This is a genomic window from Pseudomonas graminis (genome assembly GCF_900111735.1).
GTDB lineage: Bacteria > Pseudomonadota > Gammaproteobacteria > Pseudomonadales > Pseudomonadaceae > Aquipseudomonas > Aquipseudomonas graminis.
In genome coordinates this window covers 184516-205261 of record NZ_FOHW01000003.1, presented here as the reverse complement: position 1 = coordinate 205261, position 20746 = coordinate 184516, and the positions used below count along the sequence as shown (strand labels likewise).

Annotated in this window: 20 protein-coding genes (1 of these 20 cut by a window edge); 8 read left to right on the top strand and 12 right to left on the bottom strand. The window is 61.4% G+C overall.

All coding sequences use genetic code 11. The features are described 5' to 3' along the window. Positions 1–52 precede the first annotated feature (52 nt). From tal to BMY98_RS04270, 7 genes are all read right to left on the bottom strand, one after another. A complete protein-coding gene (gene tal, locus BMY98_RS04300; RefSeq protein ID WP_074885160.1) occupies positions 53–979 on the bottom strand; it encodes a transaldolase in 927 nt (308 codons plus the stop codon). Between the two features lie 338 nt (positions 980–1317). Next, a complete protein-coding gene (locus BMY98_RS04295) occupies positions 1318–1626 on the bottom strand; it encodes a hypothetical protein (RefSeq protein WP_074885362.1) in 309 nt (102 codons plus the stop codon). 5 nt (positions 1627–1631) lie between these two features. Beyond that, positions 1632–2141: a curlin-associated protein gene (locus tag BMY98_RS04290; protein ID WP_074885157.1), complete on the bottom strand. Its 510-nt coding sequence runs from the start codon at positions 2139–2141 to the stop codon at positions 1632–1634. Then, positions 2125–3027, bottom strand: coding sequence for a CsgG/HfaB family protein (locus tag BMY98_RS04285; protein WP_074885155.1), 903 nt, complete (start codon positions 3025–3027; stop codon positions 2125–2127). Before BMY98_RS04285 ends, BMY98_RS04290 begins: the two co-directional genes overlap by 17 nt. A gap of 52 nt (positions 3028–3079) precedes the next feature. Beyond that, positions 3080–4063: a hypothetical protein gene (locus BMY98_RS04280; RefSeq protein ID WP_074885152.1), complete on the bottom strand. Its 984-nt coding sequence runs from the start codon at positions 4061–4063 to the stop codon at positions 3080–3082. A gap of 60 nt (positions 4064–4123) precedes the next feature. Next, positions 4124–4570 carry a curli assembly protein CsgF gene (locus BMY98_RS04275; protein ID WP_074885149.1) on the bottom strand — a complete coding sequence of 149 codons (447 nt, stop codon included), beginning with the start codon at positions 4568–4570 and terminating at the stop codon, positions 4124–4126. Continuing rightward, positions 4567–5010, bottom strand: a complete 444-nt coding sequence (locus BMY98_RS04270) for a CsgE family curli-type amyloid fiber assembly protein (protein ID WP_074885146.1) — start codon at positions 5008–5010, stop codon at positions 4567–4569. The genes BMY98_RS04275 and BMY98_RS04270 overlap by 4 nt, the downstream gene beginning before the upstream one ends. Before the next feature lie 451 nt (positions 5011–5461). Here BMY98_RS04270 and dusA point away from each other — a divergent pair, with 451 nt between their 5' ends. Next, complete coding sequence (dusA, locus tag BMY98_RS04265; RefSeq protein WP_074885143.1) at positions 5462–6472, top strand: tRNA dihydrouridine(20/20a) synthase DusA; 1011 nt, start codon at positions 5462–5464, stop codon at positions 6470–6472. 5 nt (positions 6473–6477) lie between these two features. On the opposite strand, the gene BMY98_RS04260 is transcribed toward dusA, so the two are convergent. The 5 genes from BMY98_RS04260 to xylA all read right to left on the bottom strand — a co-directional run bounded on the left by BMY98_RS04260 (position 6478) and on the right by xylA (position 12546). After that, positions 6478–6663: a hypothetical protein gene (locus BMY98_RS04260; RefSeq protein ID WP_074885140.1), complete on the bottom strand. Its 186-nt coding sequence runs from the start codon at positions 6661–6663 to the stop codon at positions 6478–6480. Positions 6664–7004: 341 nt separating this feature from the next. Further along, the gene (locus BMY98_RS04255) at positions 7005–8141 is read right to left on the bottom strand and encodes a sugar ABC transporter permease (RefSeq protein ID WP_074885137.1); all 1137 of its coding nucleotides are present in this window, start codon (positions 8139–8141) and stop codon (positions 7005–7007) included. Beyond that, entirely contained in the window at positions 8138–9730 is a 1593-nt protein-coding gene (gene xylG, locus BMY98_RS04250; protein ID WP_074885134.1) for a D-xylose ABC transporter ATP-binding protein, read from the bottom strand. Before xylG ends, BMY98_RS04255 begins: the two co-directional genes overlap by 4 nt. Positions 9731–9947: 217 nt before the next feature. Continuing rightward, positions 9948–10949, bottom strand: coding sequence for a D-xylose ABC transporter substrate-binding protein (xylF, locus tag BMY98_RS04245; RefSeq protein ID WP_074885132.1), 1002 nt, complete (start codon positions 10947–10949; stop codon positions 9948–9950). A gap of 280 nt (positions 10950–11229) precedes the next feature. Next, a complete protein-coding gene (gene xylA, locus BMY98_RS04240; RefSeq protein ID WP_074885129.1) occupies positions 11230–12546 on the bottom strand; it encodes a xylose isomerase in 1317 nt (438 codons plus the stop codon). A 188-nt stretch (positions 12547–12734) separates the two neighbouring features. Here xylA and BMY98_RS04235 point away from each other — a divergent pair, with 188 nt between their 5' ends. The 7 genes from BMY98_RS04235 to BMY98_RS04205 form a co-directional block, all read left to right on the top strand. Next, positions 12735–13922, top strand: coding sequence for a XylR family transcriptional regulator (locus BMY98_RS04235; RefSeq protein ID WP_074885124.1), 1188 nt, complete (start codon positions 12735–12737; stop codon positions 13920–13922). Positions 13923–13988: 66 nt separating this feature from the next. Further along, positions 13989–14915 (top strand): Gfo/Idh/MocA family protein, encoded by a 927-nt coding sequence (locus BMY98_RS04230; RefSeq protein ID WP_074885121.1) that lies wholly within the window; start codon positions 13989–13991, stop codon positions 14913–14915. 722 nt (positions 14916–15637) lie between these two features. After that, a complete protein-coding gene (nudK, locus tag BMY98_RS04225) occupies positions 15638–16216 on the top strand; it encodes a GDP-mannose pyrophosphatase NudK (RefSeq protein WP_074885118.1) in 579 nt (192 codons plus the stop codon). Between the two features lie 129 nt (positions 16217–16345). Beyond that, positions 16346–16915 (top strand): sigma-70 family RNA polymerase sigma factor, encoded by a 570-nt coding sequence (locus BMY98_RS04220; RefSeq protein ID WP_175514142.1) that lies wholly within the window; start codon positions 16346–16348, stop codon positions 16913–16915. 45 nt (positions 16916–16960) lie between these two features. Next, positions 16961–18655 carry a multidrug ABC transporter permease/ATP-binding protein gene (locus tag BMY98_RS04215; protein WP_074885114.1) on the top strand — a complete coding sequence of 565 codons (1695 nt, stop codon included), beginning with the start codon at positions 16961–16963 and terminating at the stop codon, positions 18653–18655. Between the two features lie 164 nt (positions 18656–18819). Then, positions 18820–20166, top strand: a complete 1347-nt coding sequence (locus BMY98_RS04210) for a lysine N(6)-hydroxylase/L-ornithine N(5)-oxygenase family protein (protein WP_074885111.1) — start codon at positions 18820–18822, stop codon at positions 20164–20166. A 128-nt stretch (positions 20167–20294) separates the two neighbouring features. Next, positions 20295–20746: the start of a non-ribosomal peptide synthetase gene (locus BMY98_RS04205; protein ID WP_245760016.1), read on the top strand. 9283 nt of this gene lie beyond the right edge of the window; only the first 452 of its 9735 coding nucleotides appear in the window; it begins with the start codon at positions 20295–20297; its stop codon lies beyond the right edge, outside the window.

Sequence of the window (20746 nt, the reverse complement as noted above, 5' to 3'; positions counted from 1 at the left end):
TAAAAAAGGGCGGCACCTGTGAAGGTGCCGCCCTTTTTACATGCCTGAAACGTTACGCTTTGTTCGACAGCATCTTTTCCAGGGCTACCTGGTCACGGGCGAACTGGCGAATGCCTTCGGCCAGTTTCTCGGTGGCCATGGCGTCCTCGTTGGAAGCCCAGCGGAACTGGCTTTCGTTGAGGGTCACGCGGGGCTCGCCGCCGTTGCCCGGCTTGAGCTTCTGAGCCAGCGTGCCGTTGTCTTCTGCCAGTTTCTGCAGCAGGTCAGGGCTGATGGTCAGACGGTCGCAGCCGGCCAGTTCTTCGATCTGGCTGAGGTTACGGAAGCTGGCGCCCATGACCACGGTCTTGTAGTCGTTGGCTTTGTAGTAGTTGTAGATACGGGTCACCGACTGCACGCCCGGATCTTCTGCACCGACGTAGTCTTTGCCTTCGGCTTTCTTGTACCAGTCGTAGATGCGACCCACGAATGGCGAGATCAGGAACACGCCGGCGTCCGCACAAGCCTGGGCCTGGGCGAAGGAGAACAGCAGGGTCAGGTTGCACTGGATGCCTTTCTTTTCCAGCACTTCAGCGGCCTTGATGCCTTCCCAGGTCGACGCCAGCTTGATCAGGATACGGTCGCGGCCGATGCCGAAATCTTCGTACAAACCAACAATGCGGTCGGCGCGTTCGATGCAAGCCTGGGTGTCGAACGACAGGCGTGCGTCCACTTCGGTGGAAACGCGGCCCGGGACCACTTTCAGAATTTCACGGCCGATGGCGACGGCGAAACGGTCGCTGGCAACGTTGATGTCGCCCTTGCTGCCGGTGAACGCTTCTTTCAAGCGGTCAGCGTTGCTGTCGCTGGAAGCGGCCTTGAGCAAGAGGGAAGGGTTGGTGGTGGCGTCGACGGGTTTCAGTTTTTCGATGGCAGCGAAATCGCCGGTGTCGGCAACGACGGTGGTGAATTGCTTGAGTTGTTCCAGCTTGGAAGTCATGAGCGTGCTCTGTCCTGTGGGTGTGCTGACATTACCCGAGCGCCGCCGGTCACTCAAGGGCGTAAACCGCGACAGACAGGCGGGTTTAGACGCTTGCATTTGCGCAAACGGCATACCTGCGCGTCAGCCATGATCCGGACAATCCGAGCTTTTTCAAAGGGCGGCGCGGGTCATGGTCTGTCGGTTCCCGAGGAGGGCGGAGACTCGATCCAGACTGGTTGGAGCCCGGACCGCCCGGGATGTTCCCGGCGTCTGGCATCTTATCCGCTGACGGTCAGGGACTGGGCGGCGTAGATGGCGCTGAGCGGCGAGTCCTGCTAAACCCGCCGCCTTCTGAATCAGCGGGCGGGCGTGTTACTGCAGTCGCTGTCCACCGATTTGATCAGAGTGGTCCGGTCGAAGACTTCGAGGTGAACCTGACACGTTGCCTCGGCCGGCAGGCTCAGGCTGATGCTGTTCGCCGCGACGCCGTTCTGCAGATCGCCTTGCTGATTGATAGCCGAGGTGCCCTGGGCGCTGATCTGCCTGACGGTCATTCGGTATTGCAGCGTCAGCGGGGCGGGGTTTTCAAGGTGCGGGCGGATCACCACCGTCGAGCCGCTGCGCTGGGCGTCCACCGTCACCACCAGTTGCGTGAAGTCCATCATCGAGATCACCGTTGGGTCGCGCTGGCATTCATGTGGTCGCCGAACTGCTTGATGGAGACGGCGCCGCCGAATCCAGCCTGGCTGACGCTGGCCTGGTTGGCCTGACCGTACTGCCCGACGAAAGCCTGATTGTAGGCGCCGGTCTGAACCACGCTCGCGGCGTTGTCGGTGCCGTTCTGTGTTACGCCGGTCTGGTTGCTGTTGCCGGACTGGCTGACCTGCACAGTGTTCGCCGTGCCGTTCTGCTGTGCAGTGATCGCATTGTTGACGCCGCTCTGGTTGACCACCGCCTGGTTGCGACTGCCGGTCTGACTCACAGCCTGATTCTGTCGCGTTCCGCTTTGATCAACGCGAGCATTGTTATAGGCGCCGATCTGCAAAATGGTGGCGACGCTGTTGCCGACGGTGATGTCGGCGTAGCGTGCTTCGCGCACCAGATCCTGCGCGTGGGCGAGCGTGCCGGTGAGCAGCAGTGCGGCTGCGAGCCAGCCGTATCCCTTAGCGTTGCGTTCCATTCTTCTCTCCTGTGGCAACGATGTCCTTGTCCGCATCAGCCAGCGGCAAGGTAGTCATCTGTTCGTCGTAGCTCTGCAAATAGCTCTGCAGCAGCGGTTTGTTCAGGTCACCGGGGTTTTTCAGGTTCCAGCTGCCGTCCCGCGCGCCTTGGGCAATCATGTGGATCAGCGCCGTTTCGATCGCTTCGCGCACGCATTGCTGCACGGGTTCGTTGCGCGACACGCCGGTCTCGACCTCCAGCAGGTGCTTGAGGGAAACGAAGCGGAAGATGCCGAAATCGACCTGGATCGAGAAGATGGTCTTGGTGGTGGTGATGCTCTGGATGATGTCACCGGTGCGGATGTCCACCGCCCTCAGGTTGACGGTCACCTGATCCTGGCGGTAAAGCTCCGACGGCCCGACACCTAGGTATCGAACGCCGATGCCGCCGGTGCGCACGTTGCTTTCGTAGGCGACGATGGCGCCTTCGATGATCATGTTCGCCGGCCGCAGCGCAGGCAGTTGCACTTGGGCCTGATCCTGTGGCTGCTCCAGCGCGCGGATGATCTTGCGCTCGGTGAGCAGGTCCTGAAGATTCTCGCGCTCCACCGGCTTGAACCAGCGTGAGTCGCGCAGGGCGCTGATCAGCAGCGACGCGGCGCCCTGGGTCACCGAGGTGGAAAACGAGCTGTCGGGGGACGGCTTGTACTGCCCGGTCTGATCTCGCAGGCCGTACACCGCGACGCTGATGGGACCCGCGGGCGGCGGCAGGTGGGTCAGGTCACGCAGGCTCTGGGTTGCAGGCGACAGCGTGGCCGGGGAAACGGTCGCGGCAGGCCGGGACGTGGTGCAGCCGGCAAGCAGCATGACGGCGGTGACGATCAACATGAGGGGGCGGACGCGCATTCTTTTTCTTCCCGCAAGAAAACCCCGCCAGACCCTGGCGGGGTACATCATCTTAGTGTTGGTAGATCGTTGCCACGTTGCCGCTGCCGCCGGTCTGGCTGACGTTGGCGACCATGTTGTTGCCGGATTGAGTCACGCCGATCAGGTTGACGGACTGATACGTCCCGGCGCCGCTCTGGCTCAAGATCGCTCGGTTGTTGTTGCCGGTTTGCAGCAGGGTATCTTCGTTGTTGAGGCCGGTCTGGGTGCTGGACGCGTAGTTGTTGTTGCCGAACTGCTGCACGTCTGCCTTCTTCGATATGCCGGTCTGGGAAATCGAGAGGGTGTTGAAGTCGCCGCGCTGCTGAGCGCTTGCTGTGGTGAAGGAAGTGCCCGTCTGCTGAATCGAGCCCAGGTTATTGTTGCCGTTCTGCTGCAGGGTAGCGGACACCAGCGGGTAGTTATTCTGTTGCGAAACAGTCCCGGTATTGCTGTTGCCCGCCTGGGTGACTTTAGCTGTCACGGTGTTGTTGTTGCCCTGCTGGGAGACGCTCGCCAGGTTATAGCTGCCGTCCTGGGTGATGGACCCGCTGACGCGCGTGCTGTTGCCGGATTGCGAGGTGCTGGCGGTGTTGTTATTGCCGCCGCCTTGGGTGACGTAGGCGCTGGTGCTGTAGTTGCCCTGTTGATCAATGGTCGCTTTGCTGTAGCCCCCGGATTGATCCAGTCTCGCGATCTGCGGCTGAGGGCCACCACCGTTTTGAGTGATCGAGCCGGTATTGTTGTTCCCCGCCTGTTTGGCGCTGGAGATGTTGTAGTAGCCGGTCTGATTGATCGTCAGGCTGCTGTAAGTGGCAGTCTGGTTAATAGCGCCTGCGCCGTTGCGGCCGCCGTTCTGATTGACGGTGACATTGGACTGAGTGGCGCCGCGCTGCTCGACGTTCAGTCCGTTGTCAGAACCTGCCTGGGTGGTGTTGACGGTGCTCGAGTCGGCCATGGCCGCACCGGATACCGCAAACAGGATGGCCAGAGACAGTAAGGATTTGCGTGCTTGCATGATGATCTTCCTTATTCAGTGTTGTAGTGGGGTGTTGCGGGGTAGCGGATGCGACGGGTCTTACGGTTGATTCACTTGAAACTGGGTGGTCTGGCCGGTGTTCTTGTCGGTCGTGACGATCTGCAGCAGGCCGCCTTGCAGGTTGGTGATCGCGATGCGGAAGTCGGTGGTTTCGACGGTGCCCGGCACCAGTTGGCCGTTGGTGCCAACGATGCTGGACGTCACTGCGGACGACACGCGGCTGAGGATGGCGCTCTGCAACATGCTGTTGAACTGGGTCAGCGCGGTCTGCCCGGCGTAGGCGCCGGACGATGAAGACTTTTCGACGTAATGGTTTTGCGCCTGGGCCTGATTGAGCAGCACCGGTCCGTTCAGCGGATTGCCGCCAAACGACGGGTTGTTCGGCACATACGCCAACTCGCTGGCCAGGACGCCTGAACAGAGGCCGGCCATCAAGGCGAGGCTGGCGACAACCCCCAAACTGCGATTAATAGTGAGTGCTTTCATAGCTCGTCTCGTCCCATGTCCGGGTCGCCAAAGAATTGTGCCAATTGATAATCAAGAATGGCCTGATACACCTGACCGGCCGCGTCGGCTGCAATGGCCGGAATAAGCGTGCGGTTGGGCGGCAGGAACATTTGAAACAAGCGGCGGTTGCCGTAATCCACGAATACCTGACTGCCTAAGCGCGCAGTGGGTCGTTCAGTAATGGTGACGGTGAACGTTTCCGCTTCATCTTTCTCACGCCAGGTATTGGCGAAACTGTCATAAAACGTCCGGCCTGCCAGGGTCATGGTCTGGCCGATCACAATGCCTCCGACGTCACGGTGGTTAAGCGTGCGGTGCTGTTCAACCGTCGCGGAAGTATTCACGCTGGGCTGAGCAAGCGCCGTGGTTACGGCGCACAGGGGCAGCAGCCATAGGCCGATAACTTTAAGAGTTGTCATGTTTGTACGATCTTGGGTACAGGTTGTTACTTGTTATATCTCATTAAAAATAGTTTGCCAGTGTTTGATTAAAATAAAGTTCATTTATTTTGTTGGCGTCAACTTCTGTTTTTATTTAGATAAGTTTGTTTGTAAAGCAGTGGGGCGGCAGCGGTGCGGATTTATGGCGTCAAATTATCTTCCGGGAAGTGACTTAATTAAAGTGGCGACTATTGATGTGTTAAGAGGCGCGTTTGAAAGCGGGTTGTTAGCGTGCTAATGCTTAGGAAGGTCGTGAAGTTTATGACTGTGTCGTATCGGTTAAGTTGTAATAAGTTTCGGGTGGCTGCTTAATTAATTGCCGTATGCGGCCGGCCTGCAGAGGGGGCGCGTTTTCGGCAGGAGCAGCTTCAGTCGGGCGTGCGAGCTGTTAGAATGCGCGTCCTCTTTGCCCGATCTGCTTATTGCTCCCATGCTGCCTATCACAGAACCCCGTACCGACCGCCTGCCGTCCGAGCCCTCACGGCGTTTTTCCGTGGCCCCCATGATGGACTGGACGGATCGTCACTGCCGTTTCTTCCTGCGTCTGCTGTCGAAGAATGCGTTGCTCTACACCGAGATGGTCACCACCGGCGCATTGCTGCACGGCGACACAGAGCGCTTCTTGCGCCACGACGAAACGGAGCATCCGCTGGCGTTGCAGTTGGGCGGCAGCAACCCGGCCGACCTTGCCGCCAGTGCGCGTCTCGCTCAGGCAGCGGGTTACGATGAGGTCAACCTCAACGTCGGTTGCCCGAGCGATCGCGTGCAGAACAACATGATCGGCGCGGTGTTGATGGGGCATCCGCAGTTGGTGGCCGATTGCGTCAAGGCCATGCGCGACGCCGTGACGATTCCGGTGACGGTCAAGCACCGCATCGGCATCAACGGTCGCGACAGTTACGAGCAGCTTTGTGAGTTCGTCGGCACCGTGCGCGACGCCGGCTGCACCAGCTTCACCGTGCATGCCCGCATCGCCATTCTTGAAGGCCTGTCGCCCAAGGAAAACCGTGACATCCCGCCGCTGCGCTATGACATCGCTGCGCAACTGAAACAGGATTTACCCGAGCTGGAGATCATCCTCAACGGCGGCATCAAGACCCTGGAGCAGTGCCAGGAGCACCTGAACACTTTCGACGGCGTGATGCTCGGCCGCGAGGCGTACCACAATCCGTACCTGCTGGCAGGCGTTGACCGCGAACTGTTCGGCAGCGACGCCCCGCAGATCACCCGCGCCGAAGCCCTCAGGCTGATGCGCCCCTATGTGGAAGCGCACCTTCGCGAAGGCGGCTCAATGCACCACATCACCCGCCATGTGCTGGGCCTGGGCACCGGCTTCCCCGGCGCGCGCAAGTTCCGGCAGATGCTCTCGGTGGACATTCACAAGACGGACGACCCGCTGGGGTTGCTGGATCGGGCGGGGGAGTTGCTGGAGGGGCGGTGAACGGACTATCGCGTCCAGCGCCGTGCGCGCATTTCTGCGACGTACTGATCACTCGCGAACTTGCCTTGGTCGGCCTCGCTAACCGCCTGCTCGATCTGGGCAGTCAATGCCCTGTCGTGTTCCTGGGCCATGGCGAGATCAGCGAGGGCCTTGGGCAGATCTTCCGGATGGTTCGGCGATGGTTCGGTCATAGCAACCTCGTGATTGGGTAGTTGGCCGTATGTTACGCCGTCACTGCGCGTCGGGGCAGGAGATAGCCAACATGTTGGAGGGAGATGCTAGCGAATGCGGTATTCCTGACTCAGGAATTGCGGCGGCTGTACCGGCCTTTTCGCGAGCAAGCTCACTCCTACAGGTTTCGTATCAGACGCAGGTATTGAGCCGTTTCCAAACCTCGTATAGGGAGTCCGTGTACAACCCAAGCCCCGTGTCGCATACAGGACTTGTGGAAGCGACTCTGGTGGCGCTCCACCTTGCTCGCGAAGGCGGTATTTCAGGCACTGAAAAGGCAGCGGCTCGACCTGATCCATCGTCACCGCCGCCCAGCCCGCGTACTTACATCAACCCACACCGCCAGCACCAAAATGCTGCCCTTGACGATCATCTGCCAGTAGCTGTCGACGTCGAGCATGGACATGCCGTTGTCGAGGCTGGTGATGACCAGGGCGCCGAGTAGGGCGCCATAGACGGTGCCCGAGCCGCCGCGCATGGAGGTGCCGCCGATGAAGCAGGCGGCGATGGCGTCGAGTTCGCCCATGTTGCCCGCCGACGGTGAACCGGCCGCCAGGCGGGCGGTGTTGACCAGGCCGGCGAGGGCGCACATCACGCCCATGATGCCGAAGATCCACAATTTCACCGCCTGCACGTTAATGCCGGACAGGCGCGTGGCTTCCATGTTGCTGCCCACCGAGTAGATGCGGCGGCCGAACACGGTCTGGCTGGTGATGTAGCTGAAGACGCCAAGCAGGACCAACAGCAGCAGGACCGGCACCGGAATCCCGTCGTAGCTGTTCAGCGTGTAGACGAAGCCGGCCAGGACGGCACCGATGGCCACGACCCGCACCACATCCCGAACCAGCGAATGGGCGGCCAGCCCGTGCAGCGCGCGATTGCTGCGCTGACGCCAGGTCAGGAACAGCGTCAGCGCGAAGAGCAGCACACCAAGCACGATCCCCACCAGCGGCGGCAGATAACCCTGGCCTATGTAGACCAGTTCCGGGGACACCGGCGCGATGGTGGTGCCGCCGGTGATCCCCAGCAGAATCCCGCGAAACGCGAGCATGCCGCCGAGGCCGACGATGAATGAAGGGATGCGCAGGTACGCGGTCATGCAGCCGTTGGCGAGGCCGATCAACAGCCCGCAGCCGGCGACGATGCACAGGTTCAGCGGCAGCGGCAGGTGGTACACCACGTCGAGAATCGCCGCCACGCCGCCGAGCAGTCCGAGCAACGAGCCCACTGACAGATCGATCTCGCCGCTGATGATCACCAGCACCATGCCGCAGGCCAGAATGCCGGTAATCGACATCTGCCGCAGCAGGTTGGACAGGTTGCGCGGCGTCAGAAAGCCCCCGTCGGTTTCCCAGCTGAAGAACAGCCAGATGACCGCGATGGCGATCACCAGGGCGAGCATTTTGTAGCGAGTAAACAGTTGCTTGAGCTGATTCATTGACGCGCGTCTCCCACAGCACCTGGCCGGTCGTTATTGTTTTTGTTGTGCGCAGCAAGGGCGTCCCCGGACTGGCTGAGTGCGGCAGCCAGCACCTGTTCCTGGGTCAGGCCCTGATTGATGAAGTCCCCGCGCAACTGGCCTTCGCCGATCACCAGCACCCGGTCGGAGACGCCGAGCACTTCGGCCAGCTCCGACGACACCATGATGATCGACACGCCGCTGGCCGCCAGCGCGCCCATCAGTTTGTAGATCTCGTATTTGGCGCCGACATCCACGCCGCGGGTGGGCTCGTCGAGAATCAATACCCGCGGCTGGGTCAGCAGCATTTTCGCCAGTACGGCTTTTTGCTGATTGCCGCCGGAGAGGCTGGTGATCGGCAGGAACGGGCTCGCGGTCTTCAGGTGCATGCGCGCGATTTCCTTGTCGATGCTGCCCAGCTCGGCTTCGGCGTCAATGCGGGTCAGATGGGCGAAGGTGTCGAGCACGGCGAGGGTGATGTTCTGACCTACGCCCAGGTCTGGAATGATGCCCTGACGCTTGCGGTCCTCGGGAACCATGCACAGCCCCGCGCGGATGGATTTGAGCGGCGTGCGTGTGTCGATGGGCTTACCGTCCAGCCACACTTCTCCGGTGTAACGGCCCGGGTAGGCGCCGAACAGCGCCGAGACCAGTTCGGTGCGCCCGGCCCCGACCAGCCCGGCGATGCCGAGGATTTCCCCGCGTTTGAGCACGAACGAGATGTCGTCCACGCGCTTGCGTTTGGGATTGTCGACGTCGTAGCAGGTGACATTGCGCGCCTCGAAAATCACCTCGCCGACGGTGTGGGGTTCGGTGGGGTAGAGGTTGCTCATCTCGCGGCCGACCATCTGCGTGATGATGCTGGGTATGTCCATGTCAGCCATGGCCGTGGTTGCGATGTGCTTGCCGTCGCGGATGACCGAGATGGTGTCGCAAACGGCGGCGACTTCATCGAGTTTGTGGGAGATGTAGACGCAGGCGACGCCCTTGGCTTTGAGATCACGAATGATGCCGAGCAGGACCTCGATTTCCGAGCGGGTCAGGGCCGAAGAGGGTTCGTCGAGGATCAGCAGGCGCGCCTGTTTGTTCAGCGCCTTGGCGATCTCCACCAGTTGCTGATAGCCGCCGCCGTATTGCGAAACCGGCAGGGCAACGTTCATGTCCGGCACTTTCAGTTCGCGCATCAGGGCTTCGGCGCGGTGGATCATCGCCGGGTAATTCATGCGCCCGCCGGGCAGGGTCAGTTCGTGACCCATGAAAATGTTCTCCGCCACCGACAGGTCGGGGACGAGGGTGAGTTCCTGGTGAATGATGACGATCCCGGCGGCCTCGGTTTCACTGATGGATTGCGCCTTCAGCGGCTGGCCATCCCAGACGATTTCACCCTCCCAAGTGCCGTGGGGATAGACCGCCGAAAGGACTTTCATCAGCGTCGATTTGCCGGCGCCGTTCTCGCCGCACAGGCCGACGCATTCGCCGGCCCGCACCTTGATGTCGATGCCGTTGAGTGCCTTGACGCCGCCGAAGGATTTGACGATGCCGTTCATTTGCAGCAGGTAATCGGACATGGCGCGGTATTCCAGGACAGGCCGGAGTTCTCGTGCAGGAACGCGGCGTGTCCCGCGACCGGCTGCGAAGCCGTCGTAAATTCAGCAGACGCGTTGTGTCAGACAAACCACAGTGTCAGGTTTTACGACGGGTTCCCGCCGCTCGCGGGACAAACCACGCTCCTACAGGTGTCGGTGCAGGGCTCACACTGCAGCTATGGCAGCCTGCAAAGGGCGATCACTTACCCGCGATCTGATCCTTGGTGTAGAACCCGTCTTTCTCCAGCAGATCGATGTTGTCCTTGGTCAGCGGCGTCGGGGTCAGCAGGATGGTGTCGACCTTCTTCGTGCCGTTGTCGTACTGCGAGCTGTACGTAGGCTTCTCGTTGCGCGCCAGTTGCACCGACAGTTTTGCCGCTTCCGAGGCGATCAGTTTCAGCGGCTTGTAGACGGTCATGGTCTGGGTGCCGTCGATCACGCGCTTGACCGCGGCCAGGTCGGCGTCTTGCCCGGAGATCGGCACTTTACCGGCCAGTTTCTGCGCGGCGAGGGCCTGAATCGCACCGCCGGCGGTGGCGTCGTTGGAGGCGACGATGCCGTCGATCTTGTTGCTGTTTTTGGTCAGGGCGTTTTCGACGATGCTCAGGGCTTCGGTCGGGTTCCATTCCTTGACCCATTGCTGGCCGACGATCTTGATGTCGCCCTTGTCGATGGCCGGCTGCAGCACTTTCATCTGGCCTTCGCGCAGCACCTTGGCGTTGTTGTCGGTGGGCGCACCACCGAGCAGGAAGTAATTGCCTTTCGGGGCCGCCTTGAGCACGCCGGCCGCCTGCATTTCGCCGACTTTTTCGTTATCGAAGGAGATGTAGGCGTCGATGTCGGCGTTGAGGATCAGCCGGTCGTAGGACACCACTTTGATGCCGGCTTTTTTGGCTTCGGCGACGGCGTTGGTCAACACGGTGGCGTTGAACGGCACGATGACGATGACGTCGACGCCGCGGGAGATGAGGTTTTCGATCTGGGAGATCTGCTTCTGCTCGTTGGCGTCAGCGGACTGCACGTACACCTTGGCGTCCATTTTTTCTGCGGCCGCAACGAAGTAATCGCGGTCCCGGGACCAGCGTTCAAGGCGCAGATCGTCGATGGAGAAGCCGATTTTCGGATGGGCCGAATCGGCCATGACGGGCAGGCTGAGCAGGGCCAGGGCACTGGCGAGCAGGGTAGTCTTGAAACTCTTCATGGGGTTGCGTCCTGTTATTTTTGTTTAGAGACACTTTTCGAGCATGTACCGGTGGAACTGTAGAGACTGGCCGCGCACCGCGAGCAGGGAATTGTCGTGAGAATGTAACCAACGCAATTCCCTCAGTAGGACCGGCTTTAGCCGGGAAGCTGTTGGCGTCACACCGCAAGATGGATGTTGCACGCATTGGCCTCTTCCCGGCTAAAGCCGGTCCTACGAAAAGCATCGCATGCCCTTAGTGGGACCGGCTTTAGCCGGGAAGCTTTGCGATCATCACCTGTCAGGGATAAATAAACCGGTTGACCACGCCTTCGAGCATTTCCTGGCGGCCGCTGACGGCTTGCGGGTTGAGTTCATTGTCCATCGCGTGCTGCGCCAGGGCATCCAGGCTGAATTCCCCCGACAGCACGGCGCGCCCGAACGGTTGGTCCCAGCCGGCGTAGCGCTGGTCCTTGAACGCCTGCAGTTTGTCGTCCTGAATCATCGCAGCAGCCCTCTCCAGCGACAGCGCAAGCACGTCCATGGCCGCGACGTGGCCGTAGAACAGGTCGATTTCGTCCAGGCTCTGCCGGCGCACTTTGGAATCGAAATTGTAGCCGCCGTTCTTGAAACCGCCGGCCTTGAGAATCTCGTAAGTGGCCAGCGTCAGCTCTTCGACGCTGTTGGGGAACTGGTCTGTGTCCCAACCGTTCTGCGGATCGCCACGGTTGGCGTCGATGCTCCCAAAGATGCCGAGGGACGCCGCCGTGGCGATTTCATGGTGAAAACTGTGGCCGGCGAGGGTGGCGTGGTTGGCCTCGATATTGACCTTGATCTCCTTCTCCAGCCCGAACTGTTGCAGAAAACCGAACACCGTGGCGGTGTCGTAATCGTACTGGTGCTTGGTCGGCTCCTGGGGTTTGGGCTCGATCAACAAGTCGCCGGTAAAGCCGATCTTGTGTTTGTGCTCGACCACCATGGCCATGAAGCGCCCCAGTTGTTCGCGTTCACGCTTGAGGTCGGTGTTGAGCAGCGTCTCATAACCCTCACGACCGCCCCACAGCACGTAGTTCGAGCCCTTGAGCCGATGAGTCGCGTTCATCGCGCTGAAGACCTGGGCGGCGGCGAAGGCGAACACTTCCGGGTCCGGGTTACTCGCAGCGCCGGCCGCAAAGCGCGGGTTGCTGAAGCAGTTGGCAGTGCCCCACAGCAGCTGAATGCCGCTCTGTTCCTGATGGCGTTCGAGTTCGTCGACCATCTGCGCGAAGTTGTGGCGGTACTCTTTCAAGCTGGCGCCTTCGGGGGCGACGTCGGTGTCGTGGAAGCTGTAGTAGTCGATGCCCAGTTTGGAGAAGAACTCGAACGCAGCGTCGGCTTTCAAACGGGCCAGCTCCATGGCTTCCCCCGGCTTGACCCACGGACGCTTGAAGGTGCCGACGCCGAACATATCGGCGCCGGGCCAGACGAAGGTGTGCCAGTAGCAGGCGGCCATGCGCAGGTGTTCGCGCATGGGCTTGCCGAGGATGATCTTGTTGGCGTCGTAATGGCGGAAGGCGAGGGGCGACTCGCTGCCGGGGCCTTCGTAGCGAATGGTGTCGACATCGGGGAAGCAGGGCATCGGGGTTTCCTTCTTATTCTTGCCAGCGTTAACCGGCGATGTGTGAGTGCCTGTGCCCCGATACTAACAATGGCCCCGTCCGCCCCGATTGCGAAAATCACCAACTCGGTGTTCGATTTTGAGTATTGAGATTCCCCCGGCGCAGGCCTAGTCTGTGCCGACTCGCTTCACAGGCCCGGGGAACAATAATGAAAACCGTCCCGCCCGCTCACCGCATCGCCCTGTTGTTCAACGGCGGCAAGATCTACGACCGCGGCATCATCACCGGCATCGGCAATTACCTGAGCAGCACCCGTGCCTCCTGGGACCTGTTTCTGGAAGAGGACTTTCTCTGCCGGCTGAAAGGCATCGAGCGCTGGCAGGGCGACGGCATCATTGCTGACTTCGACGATCCGCTGATCGGCGAAGCGCTGGCCGGAAGCACTTTGCCGGTGGTGGCCGTGGGCGGTTCCTACGAGGACGAGCGGGCCTATCCGAAGCACATTCCCTACGTCGCCACCGACAACTTTGCTCTGATCAAGCTGGCCTACGAGCACCTGATTGAGGCCGGTCTGACGCGCTTCGCCTGTTTCAGCCTGCCGGAAGCCCAGAGCAATCGCTGGGCTCAGGAGCGTGAGAAAGCCTTTCGCCGGCTGTTGCAGCGCGACGGTTTGCACGGCGAGGTCTATCGCGGCCTGAGCACCAGCGCGCCGTTGTGGGACAGCGCCGTCGAGCAGCAGATCACCTGGCTTCAAAGCCTGCCCAAGCCCATCGGTATCATCGCCGTCAGCGATGCCCGTGCGCGGCAGTTGCTGCAGGCGTGCCTGACTGCGGGCATTGCGGTGCCCGAGCAGGTGGCGCTGATCGGCATCGACAACGACCCGCTAACCCGCACCCTGACGCGGGTGCCGCTCAGTTCGGTGACCCAGGGCACGCAAAGCATGGGGCGTACGGCGGCGCAGTTGTTGCATCAGATGCTGCACGGTATGCCCTCGACCGCCCGCCAGATTCTGGTGCCGCCCGAGGCCATCAACGTTCAGGCCTCCAGCCTGCATCAGCCGCTGGGCAACCCCTACGTCATGCAGGCGCTGCACTTCATTCGCCAGTACGCCTGCCAGGGCATCAAAACCGCCCAGGTCGCGGGCTACGTCGGCATTTCCCGTTCTTCGCTGGAATCGCACTTTCGCAAGGAGCGCGGTTGTAGCGTGCACGACGAGATTCTGAGCTTCAAACTCACGGCCGCGGCGTCAGGGCTCAAACACGGTGACGCGGCCATCGCCGACATCGCGCAGAACTGCGGCTTCAAGTCCGCGCAATACCTGCACACCGTGTTCCGCCGGGAGTTCGGCTGCACCCCTCGCGAATATCAGCAGGGGGATGCGGCACCGATTCATTGATTTGCTTTAGGGCGCCCCGTTGTTGGCGCGTCTGTCATAACAACGACAACATCACAGGAGTCATCGATGCATCCGATTCGTTTAGGGCTGGTGGGTTACGGCAAGATCGCCCAGGACCAGCACGTGCCGGCAATCCACGCCAGTGACCGGTTTGAGCTGGTGGCCGTGGCGACGCTGGGTCAGCACTGTCCGGGCGTGCCCAACTTCAGCTCGCTGGCTGAGCTGCTGGCGGACGGGCCGGCGGTGGACGCCATCGCCTTTTGCACGCCGCCCCAGGGGCGTTTTGCGCTGGTTGAACAAGCGCTGAAAGCCGCCAAACACGTGCTGGTGGAAAAACCGCCGTGCTCGACCCTGGGCGAAGCCCTTGCCCTGATCGACGAAGTCAATGCAGCGGGCGTCAGCGGGCTGTTCGCCTGGCATTCACGCTTCGCCCCGGGCGTGCGCAACGCGGTGCAATGGCTTGAGGGCAAGACCCTGAAGCAGGTGCGGATCGACTGGAAAGAGCAGGTGCGCAAATGGCACCCGGGCCAGGCGTGGATCTGGCAGGCGGGCGGCTTGGGTGTGTTCGATCCGGGCATCAATGCGTTGTCGATCGTCACCGAATTGCTGCCCCGCGCGCTGTTCGTAGAATCGGCGAACCTGAGCGTGCCGAGCAATTGCCAGTCGCCGATTGCGGCGTCCTTGCAGATGCGTTCCGGTGATGACGTGCGGGTGATCGCCGAACTGGATTTCGATCACAGCGTCAACGAGCAGTGGAGCATCGAGCTGCACTCCGACGAAGGTGTGATGCGTCTGGACGCGGGCGGCGCGCAGGTCAGCATCGACGGCGTGGCGCAGACCGTGTCGGAGGAGGGCGAGTACCCGGCTATGTACGGGCACTTTGCGCAGCTGATCGAAACGGGCAAAAGCGACCTGGATCTGCAGCCGCTGCGCATCGTCGCCGACAGTTTTTTTGTCGGCAGCAAGGAGACGGTGGCGGCTTTTCACGAATAAAAGCGACGATCGATGGCCCGGTCTGGTGCGCCGGATCGGGCCTCAGCGCCTACTGCACGGCGAACGCCGTCGTCAGATATGCACCACGCCGACCAGGGCGATGGAGAACGAAACGATGAGGGCCAACAGAATGGTCATGTTGATGGACATTGCGGGCAAATCCTTGTCTGGTTAATCAGTGTCGCCATCATCCGGATTTGCACGGGCAAACAGAACGGCGTTCGTGACTATGTTGGCAATCGATGGAAACAATAGTTCGGGGTTTTTGTGCGGCGCGAGCATGTTTGACCCTTGCCACGGCGTTGCCTGATCCGACGCCTTCGCAGGCAAGCGCGCTCCTGCAGGGTACGCAACGCCTATTAGTGGGACCGGCTTTAGCCGGGAAGGCGTCGGGTGTGACACCGCCACTATGAGGGTCCTCACACTGGCCTCTTCCCGGCTAAAGCCGGTCCCACAAAAAGCGATGCGGCGCGACTACTGATCGCAGGCTTACCCTCGGGAAACGGCCAGTTTGATCGCCGTTTTCACGGCGGACGATAGAGCTCCGCCGAGCACAAATCTGTTGGAGCCGGCTTGCTGGCGAACGCGGTTGGCCATTCATCACCGCATCGCCTGGCACAACGGATTCGCCAGCAAGCCGGCTCCACAAGGTGATCGTGTTGAATCAGCGGGATCACCGTTGGCAATCGATATCAAAAAACGCATTTATCAAGGACCGCTATATGCCTTCCACCCCTATCCGCATCACCGATGAACAACTCCTCTCAGACAACTGGTACGTGCTCAAGAAATACAGCTTCGAGCTGCAACGCCGTGACGGCAGTTGGCAGTCCCAGACCCGCGAGGTCTACGACCGGGGCAACGGCGCGACGATTCTGTTGTACAACCTCGAACGCCGCACCGTGGTGCTGACCCGGCAGTTCCGCATGCCGGCCTTCGTCAACGGCCACGATGGTTATTTGATCGAAGCAGCAGCCGGGTTGCTGGACAACGCCAGCCCCGAAGAGCGCATCCGCCTGGAAGCCGAGGAAGAAACCGGCTACGTCGTGCGTTCGGTGAAGAAAGTCTTCGACGCCTTCATGAGCCCGGGATCGGTGACCGAGCGCATTCACTTTTTCATCGGCGAATACCAGCCGGACGATCGGGTCAGCGACGGCGGCGGGCTGGAAGAGGAGGGCGAAGACATCGAGGTGCTGGAGCTGGATTTCGAGCGCGCCATCGCCATGGTGGAAAGCGGCGAAATCAATGACGGCAAGACCATCATGCTCCTGCAGTACCTGGAGCTGCGCCTGATGAAATGAAGACTGCAGAACCAAAACGATTCAGGTCACGTCGAGAAAGTTTCACCAATCGGTAAATTTTCTTACGTTGCAATGAGAATCGTTTGCGTTATCCTTCGCGTTCCTTTGTTACCAGGGATGTCGAACAAGATGGATTTTCGCCCTGCAATGGGCCACCCCACCCGGGTCGGCTCACCGTGTGTTGGCGCCACCCGCGGCGCGAGAGACCCGCGCCTCGACGCGCTGATGGGCACCTACAACACTCACCGCGAGGCGCTGATGCGCCTGGCGGCAAAATTCCTTGGCTGTCGCGCCCGGGCCGAAGACGTGGTCCAGGACGCTTTCGTGAAGATGCTCGAAAGCGACTTCGCATCGGCGGAACCGGCACGCTACATGTTTCGCGTCGTGCGCAATCTGTCCATCGACCGTCTTCGCCGCCAGCGTCTCGAACGCAACCATGGCGCCGAAGCCGAGCATGAAGAGCAGATACGTTTCGAGGTGTCCCCCGAACGCGTGCTGGCCGGTCGCGAGTCACTGGATCAACTGGTCGGGGCGCTCAACGAGCTGCCCAAGCGCATGCGCATCGTTTTCGATCTCAGCCAGATCCATGGCTACACCCAGCGCGACGTGGCCAAGGTCATCGGCACCTCGCCGACCATGGTCAACTTCCTCCTGCGCGACACCCTGTCCCACTGCCGCGCGCGGCTCGGCGAGCTCTAGGCATCGCCGCGTCATGTCCCCCGTTTTCACTGCCCGGAGTCATCCATGAAATTAATTCGTCTGGTCTTCCAGCAATACCGCTGGCCGCTTGCATTGGTGCTGCTGCTGAGCGTCAGCAGCGGGCTGTTGAGCGTCGGCGTGATTGCCTTCGTCAACCAACGCATGATCAGCAGTCACGACGGCCTCGGCACCGCGCTGTGGCAGTTCGGCCTGATGCTCGCCGTGCTGCTGGCGCTGGCGTCCGGGGCCTCGCTGTCGCTGACCGCGCTGGGCCACCGGTTCGTCTACGGCCTGCGCCGGGTGATGGTCAAGCGCCTGCTGGACACCAACATCGAGCGGATCGAATCCATCGGCGGGGCGAAGATCTTCGCCAGCCTGTCCAGCGACATTCGCGCGGTGACCATGGCCTTCGTGCAACTGCCGGACCTGATCTACGGCTCGGTGCTCAGCGTCGCGTCGTTCAGTTACCTGGCCTGGCTTTCGCCGTCGCTGTTCATCACCACGCTGTGCTGGATGGCGTTCACGTTGGGGGTGGGCTGGCTGCTGGTGGGCAAACTCAACGCGCACATTCGGGCATTGCGTGAGTCCGAAGACAAGCTCTATCAGAGCTATCAAGGGGTGATCGACGGGCGCAAGGAGCTGACCCTCAACCGCGACCGCGCGCGCCGGCTGTACGAAGAAACCTTCGACGTCGCCGCCCGGCGCTACCGCGAGCATTTCACCCTGGCTGACCGGTATCACGGCCTGGCCAGCAACTGGGCCAACATCATGGTCCTCGGCACCATCGGCCTGGCGTTCTACCTGGCCAACGGCCTGGGCTGGGCGCCGACGGAAGTAGCGGCCACCTATGCGCTGACCGTCCTGTTCATGCGCACGCCGCTGGTGCTGGCGGTGGCAGCGATTCCGGCGCAGATCTCCGGGCGCGTGGCGCTGGATAAAGTCGAGTCGCTGGCGCTGGCCGAACACCACGAAAGCTTTGACGTCGCCCCAAGCCACATAGCCGGCCACTGGCAGACCCTCGAACTGCGTGATGTCGAATACCACTATGCGCCCCAGGGCGACGAGCCCGGTTTTGATGTCGGCCCGGTCAACCTCACCCTGCGCCGGGGCGAAACCGTGTTCCTCATGGGCGGCAACGGCAGCGGCAAATCCAGCCTGGCGCGCTTGCTCAGCGGCCTGTATCGACCTTCAGCGGGGGCGATCCTGATCGACGGCCAGGTCATCGGTTCGGACGACTGGCTGGCCTACCGTCAGCTGTTCGCCAGTGTGTTCACCGACTTCCACCTGTTCGCTCAATTGCTCGGGCCCGATGGGCAGAACGCCGATGTCGCTGACGTCGAGCACTGGCTGGAAAAACTGCACATGAAGCACAAGGTGCAACTCGCCGACGGGCACCTGCTCGACACGCGTTTTTCCCAGGGGCAGCGCAAGCGCCTGGCACTGATGCTGGCGTTGCTGGAGAAGCGCGACATTCTGCTGCTGGACGAATGGGCCGCCGATCAGGACCCGCTGTTCCGCCGCTTTTTCTACCGCGAGCTGCTGCCGATGTTCAAAAAGGCCGGCGTCACGGTGTTCGCCATCAGCCACGACGACCAGTACTTCGACCTCGCCGACCGCCTGGTGAAGATGGAGGCCGGCCAGCTCAGCGAGCTGCAGGGTGATCGTCGTGAAAACGCCAGCCGCGACGCGGTGGAAGAGATCGGCGCCGCCTACCAGATGAAAACAGTCGAGGCGTTGTAAGAATTTTCGGCGACCGGGACTAAACAGCCGTCAGCCTCAGTCGTCATGTTAATGAGAATCAGTCTTAAACATTTTTGATGCGCGTGAACTGCCATCCGGCGCCAACGACGTGGTCGTGCGGCCTGCCGGAGTCGATCGCGCATCGCGCCTTACGAGAGGGAAGCATGGAACTCGTCTACGACTTCATCGGCATCGGTTTCGGCCCGTCGAACCTGGCTTTGGCCATTGCCACCAAGGAGCATGCCCAGCGCAGCGGTCTGGCGCCCCACGTGTGTTTCCTCGAGAAAAAGCCGGCGTTCAACTGGCACGAAGGCATGCTGATCGACGGTTCCACCATGCAGATTTCCTTCCTCAAGGACCTGGTGACCCTGCGCAATCCGGCCAGCCGTTTCACCTTCGTCAACTACCTCAACGAGCGCGGCCGTCTGCAGGACTTCATCAACCTGAAGACTTTCTTTCCGACCCGCGAGGAGTACACCGATTACCTGACCTGGGCGGCGTCGCACTTCAATGAACAGGCCCATTACGGCGCCGAAGTGATGTCGGTGGAACCGCATTTCGAAGACGGCCGCTTTGTCGCCATGGACGTGCTGTCCCGGGACGCGAGCGGTGAAATCTCCCGTCGTCGCGCGCGCAATCTGGTGTTCGGCATCGGCGGCATTCCCCAGTCGCCGGCGGCCTTCGACGGTCTTGAAGATCCTCGCGTGCTGCACTCTGCCGGCTATCGCGGCGGCATCGAGAAACTTCTCGCCAACCGTCCCGGCCCGGTGCGCGTGGCGGTGGTCGGCGGCGGTCAGAGCGCAGCGGAAATCTTCGAAGACCTGGCCTCGCGTTTCGACAACGTCGAGGCCACTTTGGTGATTCGCGGCAGCGCGCTGAAGCCGTCCGATGACAGCCCCTTCGTCAATCAGATCTTCAACCCGTCGTTCACCGACACCATTTTCAATCACAGCCAGGAACGTCGCGTCGCGCTGTTCGACGAGTTCCGCAACACCAACTATTCGGTGGTCGACACCGACCTGATCGAGACGATTTTCCAGCGCATGTACCAGCAGAAGGTGCGCGGCGAAGAGCGTCACCGCATGCTCACCAACCGCGAAGTGGTCCACGCCGAAGTGGCCGCCGACGGCATCGAACTGTTCCTGCGGGACGCGCCCCATGACCAGATGCACAGCGAGTCCTTCGACGTCGTGGTGCTCGCCACCGGTTACCGCCGCGACTATCACCTGGAACTGCTCTCGGGCATTCAGCAATACATCGAGGGCGCCAACGTCGACCGTCACTATCGTTTGCCCCTGGCCCCCGGCAGCGAAGCGGGCATCTTCCTGCAGGGTTGCTGCGAAGACAGCCATGGCTTGAGCGACACGCTGTTGTCGGTGCTGGCGATCCGTTCCCAGGAAGTCGTCGAATCGATCTTCGGTGACCAGGCGCAACCGTGTTCGGCGCGCTCTGCTCAGGGGGCGTTGCAGGCGCAGACCGAACCGCGCGTGGCTCTCAAGCTGGCGCGCTAGGTCCGGGCAGCAAACAAAGTCCGTCACAGCGGTGGTCGTCAGCGGCCACCCACTCTTTTCTCACAACGTTGTGGGCCGCCGTTGCGCTGCCTGCGGGTTGAGCCTTGCCGATACAAACAGGTGAAAGAATGAAATCCATACGAGATCAGGCCGCGCATTTTCCCGAACTGGTGGGCTTTTATGCGCAGACCCAGCCGGACCGGATTGCCCTTCGACACATCGTCCACGAGGACCAGCCGCCGCTGCTGACCACCTACGCCCAGCTGGATGCCAAGGCGCGTTCGATTGCCGCCTGCCTGCAGCAGCATCTCGGTGCGCAGGGCGGCGAGCGGTGCGTGCTGATCCTGCCGACCGGCGCCGATTACGCGGCGGCGTTCCTCGGCTGTTTGTACGCCAAGGTCATCGCCGTGCCGGCCTTCGCCCCCGAATACAACCGGCAGACGCACCTTGACCGGCTGACCGGCATCCTCCACGACGCTGCGCCGCAGATGGTCCTCGGGCGGCGTGAAGATCTGGATAAATTTCAGCACCTGCTGCAGCCGTTCATGCCCGCTGGCGGGCGTTTCGCGGCAGTCGAGGA